This is a genomic window from Methylophilus luteus, assembly GCF_042676265.1.
Classification (GTDB): domain Bacteria; phylum Pseudomonadota; class Gammaproteobacteria; order Burkholderiales; family Methylophilaceae; genus Methylophilus; species Methylophilus luteus.
The window spans coordinates 547,733-563,004 of sequence record NZ_JBHTKB010000002.1; the positions used below are offsets into that span (position 1 = coordinate 547,733).

The window sequence follows — 15,272 nt, forward strand, 5'->3', positions numbered from 1 at the left end:
CTTCAAGGATTTGTCATATTTTCTACGTATCCTCTAAGGACTTTTGAGGAGAGGATATAATGAAAAAAATGACTTTAATGCTGGCATTAGCGTTGGGCACTATGAGTGCTGCGCAGGCCGCTAACACTTACCAGATCAGCAAGGAGTGGACGTTCACCCATAGCGGTAGCGGTTACCTGGCTGAGATCCCGGCTTATGATGCCATCACCAATACCTTGTGGGTCGCCGGGGTCAAGGGCGTAGATGTATTGAACGCCACTACCGGCAGCTTTCTGCAACATATAGATACCAGCGCTTACGGCAGTATCAATAGTGTGAGCATCAAAAATGGCCTGGCCGCATTCGCGATCGAAAACAACACCCGCACCAATGCCGGTATCGTGCAGTTGTATGATACTTCCAGCAAAAGCCTGGCTGCAGGCACTCACACTTTTAACGTAGGTGCGTTGCCAGACATGGTGACATTCACACCTGATGGTTCAAAGATCCTGGTGGCAAACGAAGGTACGCCAAGCACCTACGGCACACGCATAGGCTCTACTATCCCGCGCAATTACAACCCGGCAGTGAATGACCCTCAAGGTAGCGTGACTGTGATTGATGTCGCCTCGCGTAGCGTGGCCGCGACTGCTACTTTTAACGGCGTGCCGACTTCAGGTACTCATATCCGTACCAACACCGGCATGAACTTTGAACCGGAATACATCGCGGTAAGCCCGGATGGCAGCAAGGCTTACGTCACGCTGCAAGAAGCGAATGCGATCGGTATCCTGGACCTGAACACCAACACCTTCACCAATGTGGTCGGCCTGGGTGTCAAGGATTTCAGCAAGCCGGGCAACAGCATAGATCCATTGAATGATGGCAATATCAACTTTATCAGTGCCAACGTCAAAGGCTTGTACATGCCAGATGGTATCGCTGCTTATTCTGCAGGCGGCCAGACTTATCTGGTGACCGCGAATGAAGGCGATTTCCGTGAAGATGATGGTGACCGTTCTGCGGCCAGTTCTTTAGGCGCGACCGGCGTGCTGGCTAATATCCGTGTTTCAAATACCGATTCTTCACCAGGTGATCTCTATGCGGCAGGTGCACGCTCTTTCAGCATCCGTGACGCCAATGGCGCGCTGGTTTATGACAGTGGCGACATTCTGGATAAAGAAGCAGCCGCACGCGGTATTTACGATGATGGCCGTAGCCGCGACAAAGGTGTGGAGCCTGAAGGTGTAGAGTTGTTCGAGCTGGCTGGCCGCACCATTGCTGCAGTCGGCCTGGAAAGAACCACCAGTGGCGCGATTGCCCTGTTTGATATCACTGACCCGACCAAAGTCAGCTTTATCGACATGATAGTCTCTGCCGGCGATCTGGCACCTGAAGGCCTGGTTGCGTTCGAGTTTGGTGGAAAGTCTTATCTGGCATTTGCCAACGAGGGTTCTAACACCACTACACTTTACAGCATCAGCGCAGTGCCAGAGCCGACCTCTGCCGCTATGCTGGGCCTGGGTGTGCTGGCTTTGAGCGCATTGCGTCGCCGCCAGAAGTAATCTTCACCCGACATCAGTTTTAGCATAAGCAACAACAGCCAGACAGTATTTGTCTGGCTGTTTTGTTTTTAGCCGTGATAAAGGCTGTGCGGCTTGCAACAGCCATGTTACGTTTCATGACAACGGGTTCTGCGTTATAATCGCGCAGGTAATTTCAAAATCAATGGGGCACAGATATGTCGGGGTACAAGGAAGGTTCAAGCATCAAAGAGTTAATCATTGTGATACCAGGCACAATTATTGGATTCACTCTGGTAGTGTCACTGTTAGCTTATCTTTTTGGCGTCATAGGCAGTGAAAAACCTGCGCCAGCCAAAGAGGTGACTGAAGCAGCTGAGCAAAAAATAGCCGCAAATATCCAGCCGGTAGCCACGGTTGAGGTTGCAGCAGAAGCTGGCGAGCATGTAGAAAAAAGCGGTGAGGAGATCGTGAAAGTGACCTGCGCTGCCTGTCATGGCACCGGTGCACTGGGTTCGCCAAAAATCGGTAATGCCGGTGATTGGGGTCCACGTATCTCACAAGGTTACGAGACGCTGGTGAAACACGCGATCGAAGGTATACGCAGCATGCCACCTAGGGGCGGCGGTGCTGACCTGACCGATCACGAAGTAGCCGATGCGGTCGCTTATATGGCGAATCAGGCCGGTGCAAAGTTTGATGCTGCCAGCTTGAAAAAATAAAAGCCAGCACATGCAAAAGCCGCTTGTCACAAGCGGCTTTTTTATTTGCCGGCGGTACTAATTTTCAGCGGTACTAATTTTCGGTGATGCTGGGTTTATAGTGCAGAATAGAAGCTAAGAGTTAAAAAAAACAGGCACAGGTGGCAGGCATGGCAAGATATGCAATCGGGGATATACAGGGGTGCTATCACTCGCTGATGCAGTTGCTGGCAGAAATAAACTTTCAGCCGGCAACTGACCAGCTATGGCTGGTGGGCGATATCATCAATCGCGGCAACGGCTCGCTGGCTGTATTGCGCTGGGCTTATGCGCACAGGGTGCAGATCCGTCTGGTGCTCGGCAACCATGAACTGCATGCGATCGCTGTCGCCCATGGCGTGCGCCCACCGCACCGGTTTGACACGCTGGCCGAGATCTTTGCTGCGCCAGAGGGCGGTGAGCTCATGCACTGGTTGCGCCAGCAGCCACTGATGGTGCTAGAAGACGACTATGCCATGGTGCATGCCGGCCTGTATCCGCAATGGACACTGCCCAAAGCCAAGCGGCTGGCTGAAGAGGTAGAGGCCGTTTTGCGCGACACGGATTACGCCAGCTTTTTATTCGCCATGTATGGCAATAGCCCGGCGCAATGGAATGATGCGCTGGTGGGCATGGACAGGCTGCGCGCCATCGTCAACGCCTTTACCCGCATACGTTTGTGCAGCGCGCAGGGTGAGATGGAATTCACTTTCAAAGGCGAAGTGCCGGATATGCCGGCCGGTTATTATCCCTGGTTTCAGATCCCCGATAGGCGCTCGGCACAGGCACAAACGATACTGTTCGGCCACTGGTCAGCATTAGGCCTGCACCAGGGTGACGGCGTGGTGGCGTTGGATACAGGTTGTTTATGGGGGCGCCAGCTGACAGCCTATGATCTTGATAGCCAACAGGTGGTACAAGTGGCGCTGGATGAACGCGACCGGCCAGCGACTGGCGGCGGCGACTAAAAAGCGGCTGCTTGCCATGACGGATCTCTGGCTGGTCGTATTGGCTTCATTTCTGGCCGGTATCATGGATGCCATGGTCGGTGGTGGTGGCCTGGTCACGGTGCCGGCGCTGTTATCCACCTACCCGGCATTGCCGCCTTCGTTGCTGCTGGGCACCAATAAATGTTCCAGCGTATTCGGCACGGCAGTGGCGGCGTTACGCTATGCACAGCGGGTCAGGCTGGATTGGGCCTGGTTGCTGCCGGCTGCGCTGGTGGCTTTTGCTGGCTCGTGGCTGGGCGCGTGGACCTTGACCCGGACTGACCCGCAGTTGCTGCGCAAACTGCTGCCGCTGATCTTGCTGTTTGTGTTGCTGTATACCCTGATGCACCGCCAGTTCGGCATGCTGCATAGCCCGTTGCGCTCGCAGCGGGTACGTTTGTTACTGGCGATGGCGATAGGCGGGCTGATAGGCTGGTATGACGGATTCTTTGGCCCTGGCACCGGTAGTTTCTTTATTTTTCTGCTGATACGGTTGCTCGGGGTAGATTTCCTGCATGCGTCAGCCTCGGCCAAAGTGTTGAATGCCGCGTCTAACCTGGCGGCAGTGTTATTGCTGGCGGCTACCGGGCATGTCTGGTGGCAGGTGGGGCTGGCGATGGCAGCAGCCAATGTGGCCGGTAGCCTGCTGGGCACCGCGCTGGCACTCAGGCATGGTGCTGTGCTGGTGCGGCGGGTGTTTATTGTGATGGTGATACTGCTGATTATAAAAGCCGGCTGGCAGGCTTATGTGCCATGACTCATGATTTTCAGGCAACCGCTTGCTGATAGTGCGCCGCCGGGTAGAGCACCTGCGTGATCTCGTCATGCGCCAGCCTGGCCAGTGCCTGGCGGCTCATATCCCTGGCCATGATAGGCTGGCAAAAATGTAAATGAACAGCAGGCCGGCGCATGTTGATAAATGCCAGCATGGATTCGCCCATGGTGGTGTCGCCGGCATAAGCCGCAGCCAGGTTCAGGCTGCCATCAGCCAGCGCATAGCGTATCGCCACCGGGATGACTATGCTGTTGGCATCAATAGCGGCCTGTATCAGGCTGCTTTTAAACGGCAGCACCTGCTGGCCTTCGGTGGTAGTCCCTTCCGGAAAAACGCATAAATTATCCCTGAGTTTCAAAGCATTGCTGGCCAGTTGCACCACGCGCGCCGCGTCGCGCTGACGGCTGCGGTTAATAAAGATGGTGCCGGATTTTCTGACCAGGTAACCAAATACCGGCCATTTGCTCACTTCGAGCTTGGCGACAAAACGCACCGGCAGCACGCTGTTGATGGCATGTATATCTACCCAGGAGATATGGTTGGCGACAAACAACACGCCGTGGGTATCTTTGCCAGGCAAGGCCCCAGTAACGGTGGTGGCGATATTAAAGCTGCGCAGCAGGCTTTGACACCACCATTGGATCAGACCCAGCCGCACGCGGCGACTGGCCATCGGCAATACAACTGTTGCCAGGGTCAGCCCTGTCAGTACCAGCAGGATGATGCGGGTGATGCGCCAGCCGCGTATGAGTAATGGTGTTTTGGTCAAAAATTAAAAACTAAATTATTTCTGGAAATGCGCTGCATATTTCGGGTTCATGCGCGAGAAAGGTAACAATACCAGCATATCTGCAGTATTAAAAGTAGAGTCCCAGGCCGGCTCGCCACAAATGTAAGCGCCCAGACGCAGATAACCCCTGATCAATGGCGGGCAGGTGACCGGCAAGGATTGATCCAGTGCTTCGATAGGCAACGGGTTATGCGGAAAAACGCGATATTCAGCTGGCGACAGGTATTCTTCACGCAGGCGGCTGAACAGTGAAGCAGCCATATGGCCGCCATCATGCATGGAGAGGCTGCCGCAACCTATCATATATTCGTACTGACGGGCCATCATGTATTTGGCCAGTCCTGCCCACAGTAAAGTGATGGTGCCACCAGTGCGGTAGTCTGCATGCACGCAGGCGCGGCCGACTTCTACGGTTCTGTCAGCCAGCGGCGATAACCTGCTTAAATCAAATTCACCGGCGGAGTAATAGCCGCCAGCCAGCATGGCCTGCATAGGGTTGAGGATGCGATAGGTGCCAACCACTTGTTGTGTCGCATCATCGCGCACCAGTAAATGGTCACAAAACGCATCAAAACCATCCACGTCCATCCCGTGACTGTTTTTGATCTGTGCGCCCATCTCCTCGGAAAAAACCTGAAAACGCAGGCGTTGCGCTTCGGCGATCTCTTCGGCGCTGGTGGCCAGCGCTACGCTGAGTGAAGCAGCCGGTTTACGCGAGAGCGGGGTAGTGTTTTGAATTTCAGACTGATGTATGTCAGGCTGTTGCAGGTTTGGTTCAAACATCACACTTCTCCTTACTATTTAGCGAGAGAATAGGATTGCGATGTGAATGATTGGTGACTTTGTTGTGACAGTTATGTGCAGATATGACTAGTGGCAGGCAATAAAAAAGAGCGGACTGGCCGCTCTTTTTTATTGCTCAGTATGACTGAATCTAGTGACTGACACGTGAGGTAGAGCCATTCTCTACGATACGCACGCGGTCGCCAGGCGCAAACTGCTCATCTGCTTCCTGCACGATGGAGACCAGGTTGCCGCCATCCAGCTTGACGGTGATCTCATAGGCGTTTTTACGGGTCACACCTTCTTCGATCGCCGAACCTGCCAGACCACCGGCCACCGCACCTATCACAGCAGCAATGATGCTGCCTTTGCCGCCACCTACGCTGCTACCGGCAATACCGCCTACCGCACCGCCAGCAACAGTACCGACTGGTGACTTGGTACCTTCCAGTTTGACGCTGCGCACACTTTCGACCACACCGGTTTTCACCGTTTGTGTTTTACGCGCTTCGTCACGCGAGTAGACACTGCCGGAGTTAGAACTGGCACAAGCGCCTAAAAACCCCACTAGCACTGCTAAAGCAACTAACCTTAATGCGCGTACTCTCATTGTTTGTTCCAACATTGATTTTCTCCTTGTCTTGACTTATTTCCGCCTTAAACTTATTCCTGCCTTGAATTTATTTATGGCATCAACTGGATTCCAGGTTAGCTAAACGTAAGGTTTAGCTAGATGCTGGACGACCTAAAGAAGGGTCTTCCTTGATCGCATCCTGTACCAGCGCATGGCTATAAATACTTTCAATCTCTTCCCGGCTGACTTTGTGGTTCTGGCCACCGCGGTGTGCGATCTTGATGGCTCCCAGAGTTGCTGCCAGGCGGCCACAGGCTTTCCAGTCCCAACCACGGGCAATGCCGTATAACAAGCCAGCACGATAGGCATCACCACAGCCGGTCGGGTCTACTACTGCTTGCGCTTTAACGCACGGAATTTCATGGCGTTGACCATCAGCATAAATATGTGAGCCTTCACTACCTAGGGTCACGATCAGCGCTTTCACTTTGGCGGCGAGTTGCTCCAGTGTCAGCCCTGTCTTATCTTGGATGACCTGAGACTCATAATCGTTCACTGCCAGGTAGTCTGCCAGCTCAATAAAATAAAGTAATTCTTCGCCGTTGAACATAGGCAAGCCTTGTCCGGGGTCGAACATGAACGGGATGCCGGCTTCATGGCATTCTTTGGCATGCTGGAACATGGCATCACGCCCATCCGGTGCAATGATCGCCAGTACCGCATCCTTGGCATCCTGCACGCTATTGGCATGCGCCTGCTGCATGGCGCCAGGGTGGAATGCGGTGATCTGGTTGTCGTCTATATCGGTGGTGATAAAGGCTTGCGCGGTAAATGCGCCATTAATAGTTTTAATGTGCTGGCTGGTGATCTGGTGCTGATCCAGCCAGTGTTGATAAGGGGCAAAATCATCGCCAACCGTGGCCATGATCTGCGGCTGGCCATCCAGCATCTGCAGGTTGAAAGCGATATTGCCCGCCGTGCCACCAAACTCTCTGCGCATCTCAGGCACCAGGAATGCCACGCTGAGTTTATGGATTTTATCTGCCAGGATATGGTTTTTAAACTGGTCGGGGAACACCATGATGGTGTCATAGGCCAAAGAGCCGCAAATTAGGATTTTCATGTGTCGTTTGAGCTGGGGTTAATGATAGCGTTGAGAATGAGCGGCTATTATTGCCGCCAGCCACTAAGCTGGCAAGCGCTAGTTTAGCCATATAGTTAAGCCAGGCATGGGCAGATCGGGTTGTGGCAGGTGTGGCAGGCCTTCAGGATTGCTTGATCGCGATATCGATCAGGGTTTTAGCCGCTTTTTTGGCCGACTTGATGGCACCGCAGCCACGTTTGATCTGTTCTGCCTGCACCGCGCCTTCAAACAGGATAGAAAGCTGCAGCGCCAGGCCTTCTGCATCTTTGATCTGTGCTTCTTGCGCCAGCTGATGGATAAACTGGCGGAACTCGCGTGACTGCCGGGATGACAGCTGGTGTATGCGGTTTTCTTCGTTGGGGAATTCAGCCGAAGCCTTGATGAACGCGACACCGACAAACGAAGGTGCGGTCACCCATTCTTCAATAAAATCAAATAGTTGCTGTATCTTGGCGTCCGGTTTGTCGCTCAGGCCGGCCAGTTTTTCATTCATCCAGCCTTGAAAGTCCTGATGGCTTTGCTGCAAGACTGCCAGGATCAGCTCTTCTTTGGTTTCAAAGTATTTGTACAGCGTCATCTTGGTGGTGCCCGCCACCGCCACTATGGTGTCTACGCCGGTGGAGTTGATGCCACGCGTCTGGAACAAGTCCGTAGATACCTGCAGGATTTTTTGCTTGAGCACACTCATGCGCTGAATTATAACACCCTATACTAAACGGTATAGTATCTATGTTGCGTTCAGCCACGGCGGCAAGTTGACAGCGTGGTTGATCACCTGGAGTTGGCCATCAGTTTTGGCGTGTAATTACATTGCACCTGATCCAGCAGCTGATTCACCACCACCTGCTCGTCGCGGTTGGTGGTGACGTGGCCATTGATCACGTTTTCGATATAGACGCTTTTGAGCCTGTCCGGCAGGTGCAGCACTTCGATCAGGCGGCAATCACCATGTTTCATGGTTTCCAGGCGGCTATAGATGGCCGCTGTTTCAGACGGGCTGGCCTCGAAAGAGAACGGGTTGGGCGCTGGTTTTGCGGGTTGCTGGCGACTGAATGGCTCAGCCGCATGCGCAGAGCGTATCTCAACTGGTGGCGAGTCGGGCCAGAAATGCCCAGCCAGTATGCCGCTGCACATGACCACTGCCACGATGCCGTAATTGCGCACTGCCAGCCAGTTGATGTCGCGGCTGGTCTGTTCCTTGATCAGGGCTTGTGCTGCGCGCTGCGCATGCAGCAGGGCGGTGGAGTCAGGGTGGGCCAGCTTTTCCTGGCAGGCGCTGATGGCCATAAAATACAGCTGGTTAGCCAGCATCTCGGGTAGCTTGGCGCCAGCTTTCTGTGACTGTATGGTGAGGTAGCTTTGCAGGCGGCCGGCCTGCACAGTGGCGTCGTGTGCGTGTTGCCCGCTTGCCCAGGGGCTGGAAAGTAAATCATCCAGAATAGAGAACAGGCCCAGCATCTTTTGCACTGGTTGCTTGCCGGATTTATCCAGCATGCGTATCAACCATTCAGATTGCAGCAGGCTTTGCAGCATGGCTTAAAAAGGTTTGACCACCACGAGAATGACGATCACAAGCAGCAGCAACACCGGGATCTCATTGAACCAGCGAAACCAGGTGTGCGAGCGCCGGCTGCTATGCGCGGCAAACTGTTTCAGCAATTTGCCACAATAATGGTGATAACCCAGCAGCAGAAACACCAGCGTCAGTTTGGCATGCAGCCAGCCACCGCTAAAACCGTAACCCAGCCACAACCAGATGCCAAAGCCTAAGGCCAGTATGGAGAGCGGCTGCATAAAACGATACAGCTTTTGTGCCATCAGCAGCAAGCGTGCATAGGCCTGTGCATCAGGCTCCATGGCCAGGTTGACATAGATACGCGGCAGATAAAACAGCCCGGCGAACCAGCTGGTGACAAACAAGATGTGAAATGCTTTGATCCATAACATGGTCAGTGTGCCTGCTGTTCTATCAATGCGTGCAGTTTGGGAAAGTCCAGCTCGCCTATGACTTTTTGCAGGCGACGGCCCTGCGGGTCATACACGAATGCGGTAGGGGTGAGGTTGACATTGCCAAAGGCCTTGACCATCTCGCCAAAGCCATCGTGCATCACCGCGAACGGCAACGCTTTCTCCTGGCTGTAATTGAGTACCTGGGCCGGTGGGTCATAGGGCATGGCCACTGCGATCACTTCAAAATTGCTGTCTTTATAGCGTTTGTAGGTTTCTATCAGCGTCGGCATCTCTTTGATACAGCCCGGGCAATCGGTAGCCCAGAAATTGACCAGTACGGTTTTGCCGCGCAGCGATGCCATGCTGATCTTTCTGCCATCCAGCGTAGTGAAAGTCACTTCCGGCGCTTGCGGTTTATGCATCACTGCCATCGCCAGGCCAATAAACAAAGCCAGGGCCACCAGCGGCATGATCCATTTTTTGTATGCAAATTTGTATTTCGACATGATGTTTAAATCTAGATTAACTATCCTAAAACGGTTGCTTATTGTCATAGTGGCAAGCTGATGCAGGCCAGATTCTACTCTTATTCTCAGACTATGGAATCCCGATTCGGTTTCTAAAGCGAGTGGAGTTCTTGCGTAGTCGCCAGCGTGCCACAAAAGTGAACATGCTATAATTCTGCTGCCTATTTTAACTAGCATGCCTTTAGTTTCCCTATGACACATCCAGCCAGTGCAACCTTGATCAGCAACATGCAAGCCATAGTCGGCAAGTCATTCGTCCTGACCAGCCATGCCAAGATCGCCCCCTATAGCAAAGGTTTCCGCTTTGGTTCGGGTGACGCGATGGCGGTGGCCAGACCGGGCAGCTTGCTGGAGATCTGGCAGTTGTTAAAAGCCTGCGTGGCAGCCGATGTGGCAGTCATCATGCAGGCGGCCAATACCGGTTTGACTGGTGGCTCTACGCCGGATGGTAATGACTACGACAGGCCTATCGTCATTATTAACACCATGCGTATCAGTGATATCCACCTGATCAACGACGCCAAGCAGATCATAGGTTTGCCCGGCAGCACCCTGTTCGGCCTCGAAGAGACCTTGAAGCCTTTTGGCCGTGAGCCGCATTCGGTGATAGGTTCTTCTTGCATAGGCGCATCTATCATAGGTGGTGTGTGCAACAACTCTGGCGGTGCGCTGGTGCAGCGCGGGCCGGCTTATACCGAGCTATCACTCTATGCGCAAATCACGGCCGATGGCACCCTGCAACTGGTGAACCATTTAGGCATACAGCTAGGGGATACCCCTGAGCAGATACTCACCAATCTGCAGCACAAGAAATACCGCCAGGCAGATATCGAGCATCCGGATAAACTGGCCTCAGATAATGTTTATCACGAGCGCGTACGCGAAGTCGATGCCGATACCCCGGCACGTTTTAACAATGACGGCCGCCGTCTGCACGAGTCCTCTGGTTGCGCCGGCAAACTGGCTGTATTCGCCGTACGCCTGGACACCTACCCTATCCAGAAACAGCAGGTGTTTTATGTAGGCACCAATGACGCGCAAGTGCTGGCGACCATGCGCCGCGAGATCCTGACTCAATTTAAAACGCTGCCAGTCTCGGGTGAGTACCTGCACCGCGACTGCTATGCAGTGACCAAAAAATACGGCAAAGACACTTTCTGGGTGATTAACACGCTAGGCTCAAAAGTGATCCCCAGCCTGTTCAGCATGAAACGCACCATAGACCGCTTTGCCAGCAATTTCAGGTTTTTGCCGGCCAAGCTGTCTGAAGTCATCATGCAATGGTTCAGCTACTTGTTACCCAGCCACCTGCCCAGCCGCATGGAAGCCTATCATCAGCAGTACCAGCACCACTGGATACTGGAAATGAGCGGTGAAGGCATAGCGGAGGCACGTGCCTATCTGCAGCAGTTTTTTGCAACACAGCAGGGTGATTACTTCGAGTGCACGCAAGAAGAAGGCGATAAAGCCATCTTGCACAGGTTTGTCGCCGGCGGTGCGATAGGCCGCTACCATGCCCTGCATAAAGAATCGCTAGGGCCTATGATGACGGTGGACGTGGCGCTACGCAGAAACGAAGCCAAATGGTTTGAAGAACTGCCGAAAGAGATCGATGACCTGATCGCCGACAAGTTTTATTACGGCCATTTATTCTGTCATGTCATGCATCAGAACTACGTGCTGAAAAAAGGCGTAGATGCCAAAGCTTTAAAGCAGAAGATATTAAGCTCGTTTGATGCGCGTGGTGCGGAATATCCGGCGGAACACAATGTTGGGCACGAATATATCGCCAAGGAGCCGCTGAGGAAGTTTTACCGGGTGCTGGACCCGACCAACAGTTTTAACCCTGGCATAGGTAAGACCAGCAAGCTAAAGGGTTGGGCTGAGCGCTGATGCTTTAAAGTATTTTTCTCACCCAAGCAGCAATAAAAAAGCCTTGCATCACTGCAAGGCTTTTTTTGTCACTAACGACTGATTAGTAAAGCAATCTCAGGCGTATGGTGCCGGCGACTTTATCCAGTTGTTCAAACGCCAGTTTGGAGTCTACATCCGCCACATCCATGACCAGATAACCTATATCATTGCTGGTCATCAGGCTCTGCGCCACGATGTTGATGTTCTGCTCGGCAAACAGGTGGTTGATGTTGGACAACACGCCAGGCTGGTTGTGGTGGATATGCAGCAAGCGGTGCGTATTCGGCTGTTGCTGCATGGCGATCTGCGGGAAATTGACGGCAGAAACGGTGTTGCCCGCGCCGGCAAACTGCACAAATTTCTCTGCCACTTCAATACCGATATTGGCTTGCGCTTCTTCGGTTGAACCACCGACGTGCGGTGTCAGGATCACGTTGTCCAGACCGCGCAATGGAGATTCCAGTGGCTCGTCATTGGATTTCGGCTCGGTCGGGAACACATCAATGGCAGCGCCACGCAGCTTGCCGTTTTTCAGGACAACGGCCAAGGCTTCAATATCCACGCAAGTACCGCGCGCAGCATTCATAAAGATAGAGCCGGGCTTCATTTCTTCAAACTCGGCAGTCGACATCATGTTTTTGGTCGTCTCAAGTTCAGGCACGTGTAAAGACACCACGTCAGACTGGTTGAGCAATTCTTTCATGGTGCCCACTTGGCGCGCATTACCCAAAGGCAGCTTGGTGATCACATCAAAGTAGATGACCTTCATGCCCAGACTTTCCGCCAGTACGGATAATTGCGAACCTATGCTGCCGTAACCGACGATGCCCAGTGTCTTGCCGCGTGCTTCATTCGAGTTGGCAGCTGTTTTAGGCCAGGAGCCCTGATGCACCGCAACACTTTTTCTTGGAATGTCACGCAGCAATAAAATGATCTGACCAATGATCAGCTCGGCTACCGAACGTGTGTTTGAATAAGGGGCATTGAATACCGGAATACCTTTGTCGCGTGCAGCGTCCAGGTCGACCTGGTTGGTGCCTATGCAGAAGCAGCCGATCGCGGCCAGCCTGTCAGCTGCTTCAAGTACGCGCTTGGTGATTTGCGTGCGTGAACGAAGACCGACAAAGCGTGCGCCTTTGATCCTTTCGATCAGGGCATCTTCGTCCAGAGCAGTCTTGACATAGTCAATGTTGGTATAGCCTGCATTGTTCAGTGTATCAATGGCGTTTTGATGCACACCTTCTAACAATAAAAACCGGGCAGATTCTTTAATATTTGATTCCATACGCTACCTAAAGAAATGAATCAGTGGAGGAAAAATAAGCTCGTGAGTATAGCATAAATGAAATGCTGTTATTGCGTAAAAGCAGGTTAACCAGGCCTATTATTCGTGCCCGGATGCCAGGGTGGCAGGCATTGTGGATTGTTTATGGGCGTGCTGTAGCGCGCCAACCTGCCTGGAGTATGCCAGTAACTAAGCGGGGCTGCTATAATTCAAATGCAAGCCCTGCAGGTGCAGGGCTTAAACGCGTAATAAACGGCAAGGTGATTGTTTTTATATGTAAAAAGGGCGGTTTACTTGCGTGCTTTAAGGTAAACATAAATCCCTGCCCATGTCATGACCATGGTGATGGCAGCAATGACGATCAGGCTCATCAAACCATAGTCAGTAGAGAATAAATCAATCAGAATTTTCATCGTATGTCCTCCTGTGAGTGAAACTACCTAGCTGATGATTATTCTGAGCTGTTACACCGAAATGGTTTTTGATATAACGCAAACCCCATGCATGCCGCATGCTGTGAAATCACTTTTTCACGCGCCAATAACAGGAAATAGTTGATGAATGTGTACTCCTTATTAAAACCGCTACTGTTCAGGCTGGACGCCGAACAAGTGCATGACCTGACGCTGAAATCGCTTAAACGCGCTGAGCAACTGGGTCTGTTGGCATGGGCGACCGGGCGTCTGCCTGACCAACCCAGGCAAGTGATGGGGCTGCATTTCCCCAACCCGGTAGGGTTGGCCGCCGGCCTGGATAAAAATGCCATGGTGATAGACGGTATGGCCGCACTGGGTTTTGGCTTTCTCGAAGTCGGCACGGTGACCCCGCGCCCGCAACCCGGCAACCCGCAACCGCGCTTGTTCCGCTTGCCCGAGGCCGAAGCCATCATCAACCGTTTTGGTTTTAATAACCTGGGCGTAGACCAGCTTATCCAGAATGTGAAGGCAGCGAAATTCAAAGGCGTGGTGGGTATCAATATCGGCAAGAACTTTGATACGCCTAACGAACGCGCGGCTGAGGATTACCTGACCTGCATGCGCAAAGTGTATGCACATGCCAGCTATATAACGGTGAATATCTCTTCACCCAATACCAAGAACCTGCGCGCCTTGCAGGAAAAAGACGCGCTCAGCCAGTTGCTGGCCACCTTAAAGGCCGAGCAGAATATCCTGGCACAAGTGCATGGCAAATATGTACCGGTCGCTTTGAAGATCGCGCCTGATTTGACGACTGAACAAGTGCAGGAAATCGCAGGTTTATTGATGCAGCATAGGATAGATGGCGTCATCGCGACCAATACCACACTGGCGCGTGAAGCGGTTGCAGGCTTGCCGCATGGCGAAGAAGTCGGTGGTCTGTCTGGTGCGCCAGTCAAGGAGAGTTCTACTCGGGTGATCCGTACATTGGCGGCAAGCCTGCAAAACAGTCTGCCTATCATAGGCGTAGGCGGCATTCTCAGTGGTGCAGATGCCAGAGAAAAAATCGCGGCAGGTGCCAGCCTGGTGCAGTTGTACAGTGGCCTGATCTATAAAGGCCCGCAATTGATCAAGGATAGCCGCAAAGCGCTGCTGTGATGGCATTGCCTATCCTTTATTCCTACCGCCGCTGCCCTTATGCCATGCGCGCCCGTATGGCGTTATGGGCAGCCCAGGTGCAAGTCGAACTACGCGAAGTCTCCTTGCGCGAAAAACCGCAGTATCTATTACAGATCTCCCCCAAAGCCACGGTGCCGGTATTGCAATTGCCGGATGGCACGGTGCTGGAGCAAAGCCTGGATATCATGCATTGGGCCTTGCAGCAGAATGATGCGCAAGGCTGGCTAAACATAGATATAACGCAGGCCGATGCGCTGATTAGTGCCAATGATGGTGAGTTTAAAAAAGCGTTAGACCGCTATAAATACCCTGATCGCTATCCTGAGCAATCACAATTGTTTTACCGTGAGCAGGGTGAGCAATTTTTACAACGGCTGGAAACGGCACTGGCTGGTCATCGCTATTTGCTGGGTGATGCTGCCAGTATTGCGGATGTGGCGATTTTTCCGTTTATCCGCCAATTTGCGGCGGTGGATAGCGAGTGGTTTGCACAAAGTGCTTATGGCAATTTGAGGGTGTGGTTGGCGGGGTGGGTGGAGAGTGCATTGTTTGATGAGGTGATGAAGAAGTTTGCGACTTATGTTGAGGGGTGAGGATTGAATGGTGGACGCTAGGTTCTCCCGTCATTCCGGCGTAGGTCGGAAAACGTAGCGTAGCGAAGTTTCGAGGGGCGGCCATCCAGGCAAGGTTCATACATAGCTTGG

The 15,272-nt window shown here is 52.8% G+C and carries 17 protein-coding genes; 7 read left to right on the plus strand and 10 right to left on the minus strand.

Annotated features, from left to right (window positions below; genetic code table 11):
* Positions 1-59 precede the first annotated feature (59 nt).
* The 4 genes from ACFQ1Z_RS12020 to ACFQ1Z_RS12035 all read left to right on the plus strand — a co-directional run bounded on the left by ACFQ1Z_RS12020 (position 60) and on the right by ACFQ1Z_RS12035 (position 3,988).
* Positions 60-1,544 carry a choice-of-anchor I family protein gene (locus ACFQ1Z_RS12020; protein ID WP_379057890.1) on the plus strand — a complete coding sequence of 495 codons (1,485 nt, stop codon included), beginning with the start codon at positions 60-62 and terminating at the stop codon, positions 1,542-1,544.
* Between the two features lie 176 nt (positions 1,545-1,720).
* Entirely contained in the window at positions 1,721-2,224 is a 504-nt protein-coding gene (locus tag ACFQ1Z_RS12025) for a c-type cytochrome (RefSeq protein WP_379057892.1), read from the plus strand.
* Positions 2,225-2,373: 149 nt separating this feature from the next.
* Entirely contained in the window at positions 2,374-3,210 is an 837-nt protein-coding gene (locus ACFQ1Z_RS12030) for a symmetrical bis(5'-nucleosyl)-tetraphosphatase (RefSeq protein WP_379057894.1), read from the plus strand.
* Positions 3,134-3,988: a sulfite exporter TauE/SafE family protein gene (locus tag ACFQ1Z_RS12035; RefSeq protein WP_379057895.1), complete on the plus strand. Its 855-nt coding sequence runs from the start codon at positions 3,134-3,136 to the stop codon at positions 3,986-3,988. Before ACFQ1Z_RS12030 ends, ACFQ1Z_RS12035 begins: the two co-directional genes overlap by 77 nt.
* A 10-nt stretch (positions 3,989-3,998) precedes the next feature.
* On the opposite strand, the gene ACFQ1Z_RS12040 is transcribed toward ACFQ1Z_RS12035, so the two are convergent.
* From ACFQ1Z_RS12040 to ACFQ1Z_RS12075, 8 genes are all read right to left on the minus strand, one after another.
* A complete protein-coding gene (locus tag ACFQ1Z_RS12040) occupies positions 3,999-4,775 on the minus strand; it encodes a lysophospholipid acyltransferase family protein (protein ID WP_379057897.1) in 777 nt (258 codons plus the stop codon).
* A 15-nt stretch (positions 4,776-4,790) separates the two neighbouring features.
* Positions 4,791-5,579 carry a GNAT family N-acetyltransferase gene (locus ACFQ1Z_RS12045; protein WP_379057899.1) on the minus strand — a complete coding sequence of 263 codons (789 nt, stop codon included), beginning with the start codon at positions 5,577-5,579 and terminating at the stop codon, positions 4,791-4,793.
* Positions 5,580-5,730: 151 nt separating this feature from the next.
* Complete coding sequence (locus tag ACFQ1Z_RS12050) at positions 5,731-6,189, minus strand: outer membrane lipoprotein (protein ID WP_379058016.1); 459 nt, start codon at positions 6,187-6,189, stop codon at positions 5,731-5,733.
* 115 nt (positions 6,190-6,304) lie between these two features.
* Positions 6,305-7,276 carry a carbohydrate kinase family protein gene (locus ACFQ1Z_RS12055; protein ID WP_379057901.1) on the minus strand — a complete coding sequence of 324 codons (972 nt, stop codon included), beginning with the start codon at positions 7,274-7,276 and terminating at the stop codon, positions 6,305-6,307.
* A 142-nt stretch (positions 7,277-7,418) separates the two neighbouring features.
* Positions 7,419-7,985 carry a TetR/AcrR family transcriptional regulator gene (locus tag ACFQ1Z_RS12060; protein ID WP_379057903.1) on the minus strand — a complete coding sequence of 189 codons (567 nt, stop codon included), beginning with the start codon at positions 7,983-7,985 and terminating at the stop codon, positions 7,419-7,421.
* A gap of 83 nt (positions 7,986-8,068) precedes the next feature.
* Entirely contained in the window at positions 8,069-8,830 is a 762-nt protein-coding gene (locus tag ACFQ1Z_RS12065; protein ID WP_379057905.1) for a hypothetical protein, read from the minus strand.
* 3 nt (positions 8,831-8,833) lie between these two features.
* The gene (locus ACFQ1Z_RS12070) at positions 8,834-9,244 is read right to left on the minus strand and encodes a CopD family protein (protein ID WP_379057907.1); all 411 of its coding nucleotides are present in this window, start codon (positions 9,242-9,244) and stop codon (positions 8,834-8,836) included.
* Between the two features lie 2 nt (positions 9,245-9,246).
* Entirely contained in the window at positions 9,247-9,753 is a 507-nt protein-coding gene (locus ACFQ1Z_RS12075; RefSeq protein WP_379057909.1) for a TlpA disulfide reductase family protein, read from the minus strand.
* Positions 9,754-9,966: 213 nt separating this feature from the next.
* Between ACFQ1Z_RS12075 and dld the strand changes: the two genes are divergently transcribed.
* A complete protein-coding gene (gene dld / locus ACFQ1Z_RS12080; RefSeq protein WP_379057911.1) occupies positions 9,967-11,667 on the plus strand; it encodes a D-lactate dehydrogenase in 1,701 nt (566 codons plus the stop codon).
* Positions 11,668-11,749: 82 nt separating this feature from the next.
* Here the strand turns inward: dld and serA are convergent, their stop codons facing one another.
* Both serA and ACFQ1Z_RS12090 read right to left on the minus strand, forming a co-directional pair.
* Positions 11,750-12,973 carry a phosphoglycerate dehydrogenase gene (gene serA, locus ACFQ1Z_RS12085; RefSeq protein ID WP_379057912.1) on the minus strand — a complete coding sequence of 408 codons (1,224 nt, stop codon included), beginning with the start codon at positions 12,971-12,973 and terminating at the stop codon, positions 11,750-11,752.
* A 290-nt stretch (positions 12,974-13,263) separates the two neighbouring features.
* Positions 13,264-13,386 (minus strand): DUF3149 domain-containing protein, encoded by a 123-nt coding sequence (locus ACFQ1Z_RS12090; RefSeq protein WP_379057914.1) that lies wholly within the window; start codon positions 13,384-13,386, stop codon positions 13,264-13,266.
* 144 nt (positions 13,387-13,530) lie between these two features.
* Between ACFQ1Z_RS12090 and ACFQ1Z_RS12095 the strand changes: the two genes are divergently transcribed.
* Positions 13,531-14,547: a quinone-dependent dihydroorotate dehydrogenase gene (locus ACFQ1Z_RS12095; RefSeq protein WP_379057916.1), complete on the plus strand. Its 1,017-nt coding sequence runs from the start codon at positions 13,531-13,533 to the stop codon at positions 14,545-14,547.
* Positions 14,547-15,161, plus strand: coding sequence for a glutathione S-transferase (locus ACFQ1Z_RS12100; protein ID WP_379057918.1), 615 nt, complete (start codon positions 14,547-14,549; stop codon positions 15,159-15,161). Before ACFQ1Z_RS12095 ends, ACFQ1Z_RS12100 begins: the two co-directional genes overlap by 1 nt.
* Positions 15,162-15,272 lie beyond the last annotated feature (111 nt).

Bases quoted from the DNA above. Each gene is read 5' to 3' on its own strand.
- ACFQ1Z_RS12020 (WP_379057890.1), top strand. From the start codon at position 60: ATGAAAAAAATGACTTTAATGCTGGCATTAGCGTTGGGCACTATGAGT.
- ACFQ1Z_RS12025 (WP_379057892.1), top strand. From the start codon at position 1,721: ATGTCGGGGTACAAGGAAGGTTCAAGCATCAAAGAGTTAATCATTGTG.
- ACFQ1Z_RS12030 (WP_379057894.1), top strand. From the start codon at position 2,374: ATGGCAAGATATGCAATCGGGGATATACAGGGGTGCTATCACTCGCTG.
- ACFQ1Z_RS12035 (WP_379057895.1), top strand. From the start codon at position 3,134: ATGATCTTGATAGCCAACAGGTGGTACAAGTGGCGCTGGATGAACGCG.
- ACFQ1Z_RS12045 (WP_379057899.1), bottom strand. From the start codon at position 5,579: ATGTTTGAACCAAACCTGCAACAGCCTGACATACATCAGTCTGAAATT.
- ACFQ1Z_RS12050 (WP_379058016.1), bottom strand. From the start codon at position 6,189: ATGAGAGTACGCGCATTAAGGTTAGTTGCTTTAGCAGTGCTAGTGGGG.
- ACFQ1Z_RS12055 (WP_379057901.1), bottom strand. From the start codon at position 7,276: ATGAAAATCCTAATTTGCGGCTCTTTGGCCTATGACACCATCATGGTG.
- ACFQ1Z_RS12060 (WP_379057903.1), bottom strand. From the start codon at position 7,985: ATGAGTGTGCTCAAGCAAAAAATCCTGCAGGTATCTACGGACTTGTTC.
- ACFQ1Z_RS12065 (WP_379057905.1), bottom strand. From the start codon at position 8,830: ATGCTGCAAAGCCTGCTGCAATCTGAATGGTTGATACGCATGCTGGAT.
- ACFQ1Z_RS12070 (WP_379057907.1), bottom strand. From the start codon at position 9,244: ATGTTATGGATCAAAGCATTTCACATCTTGTTTGTCACCAGCTGGTTC.
- ACFQ1Z_RS12075 (WP_379057909.1), bottom strand. From the start codon at position 9,753: ATGTCGAAATACAAATTTGCATACAAAAAATGGATCATGCCGCTGGTG.
- dld (WP_379057911.1), top strand. From the start codon at position 9,967: ATGACACATCCAGCCAGTGCAACCTTGATCAGCAACATGCAAGCCATA.
- serA (WP_379057912.1), bottom strand. From the start codon at position 12,973: ATGGAATCAAATATTAAAGAATCTGCCCGGTTTTTATTGTTAGAAGGT.
- ACFQ1Z_RS12090 (WP_379057914.1), bottom strand. From the start codon at position 13,386: ATGAAAATTCTGATTGATTTATTCTCTACTGACTATGGTTTGATGAGC.
- ACFQ1Z_RS12095 (WP_379057916.1), top strand. From the start codon at position 13,531: ATGAATGTGTACTCCTTATTAAAACCGCTACTGTTCAGGCTGGACGCC.
- ACFQ1Z_RS12100 (WP_379057918.1), top strand. From the start codon at position 14,547: ATGGCATTGCCTATCCTTTATTCCTACCGCCGCTGCCCTTATGCCATG.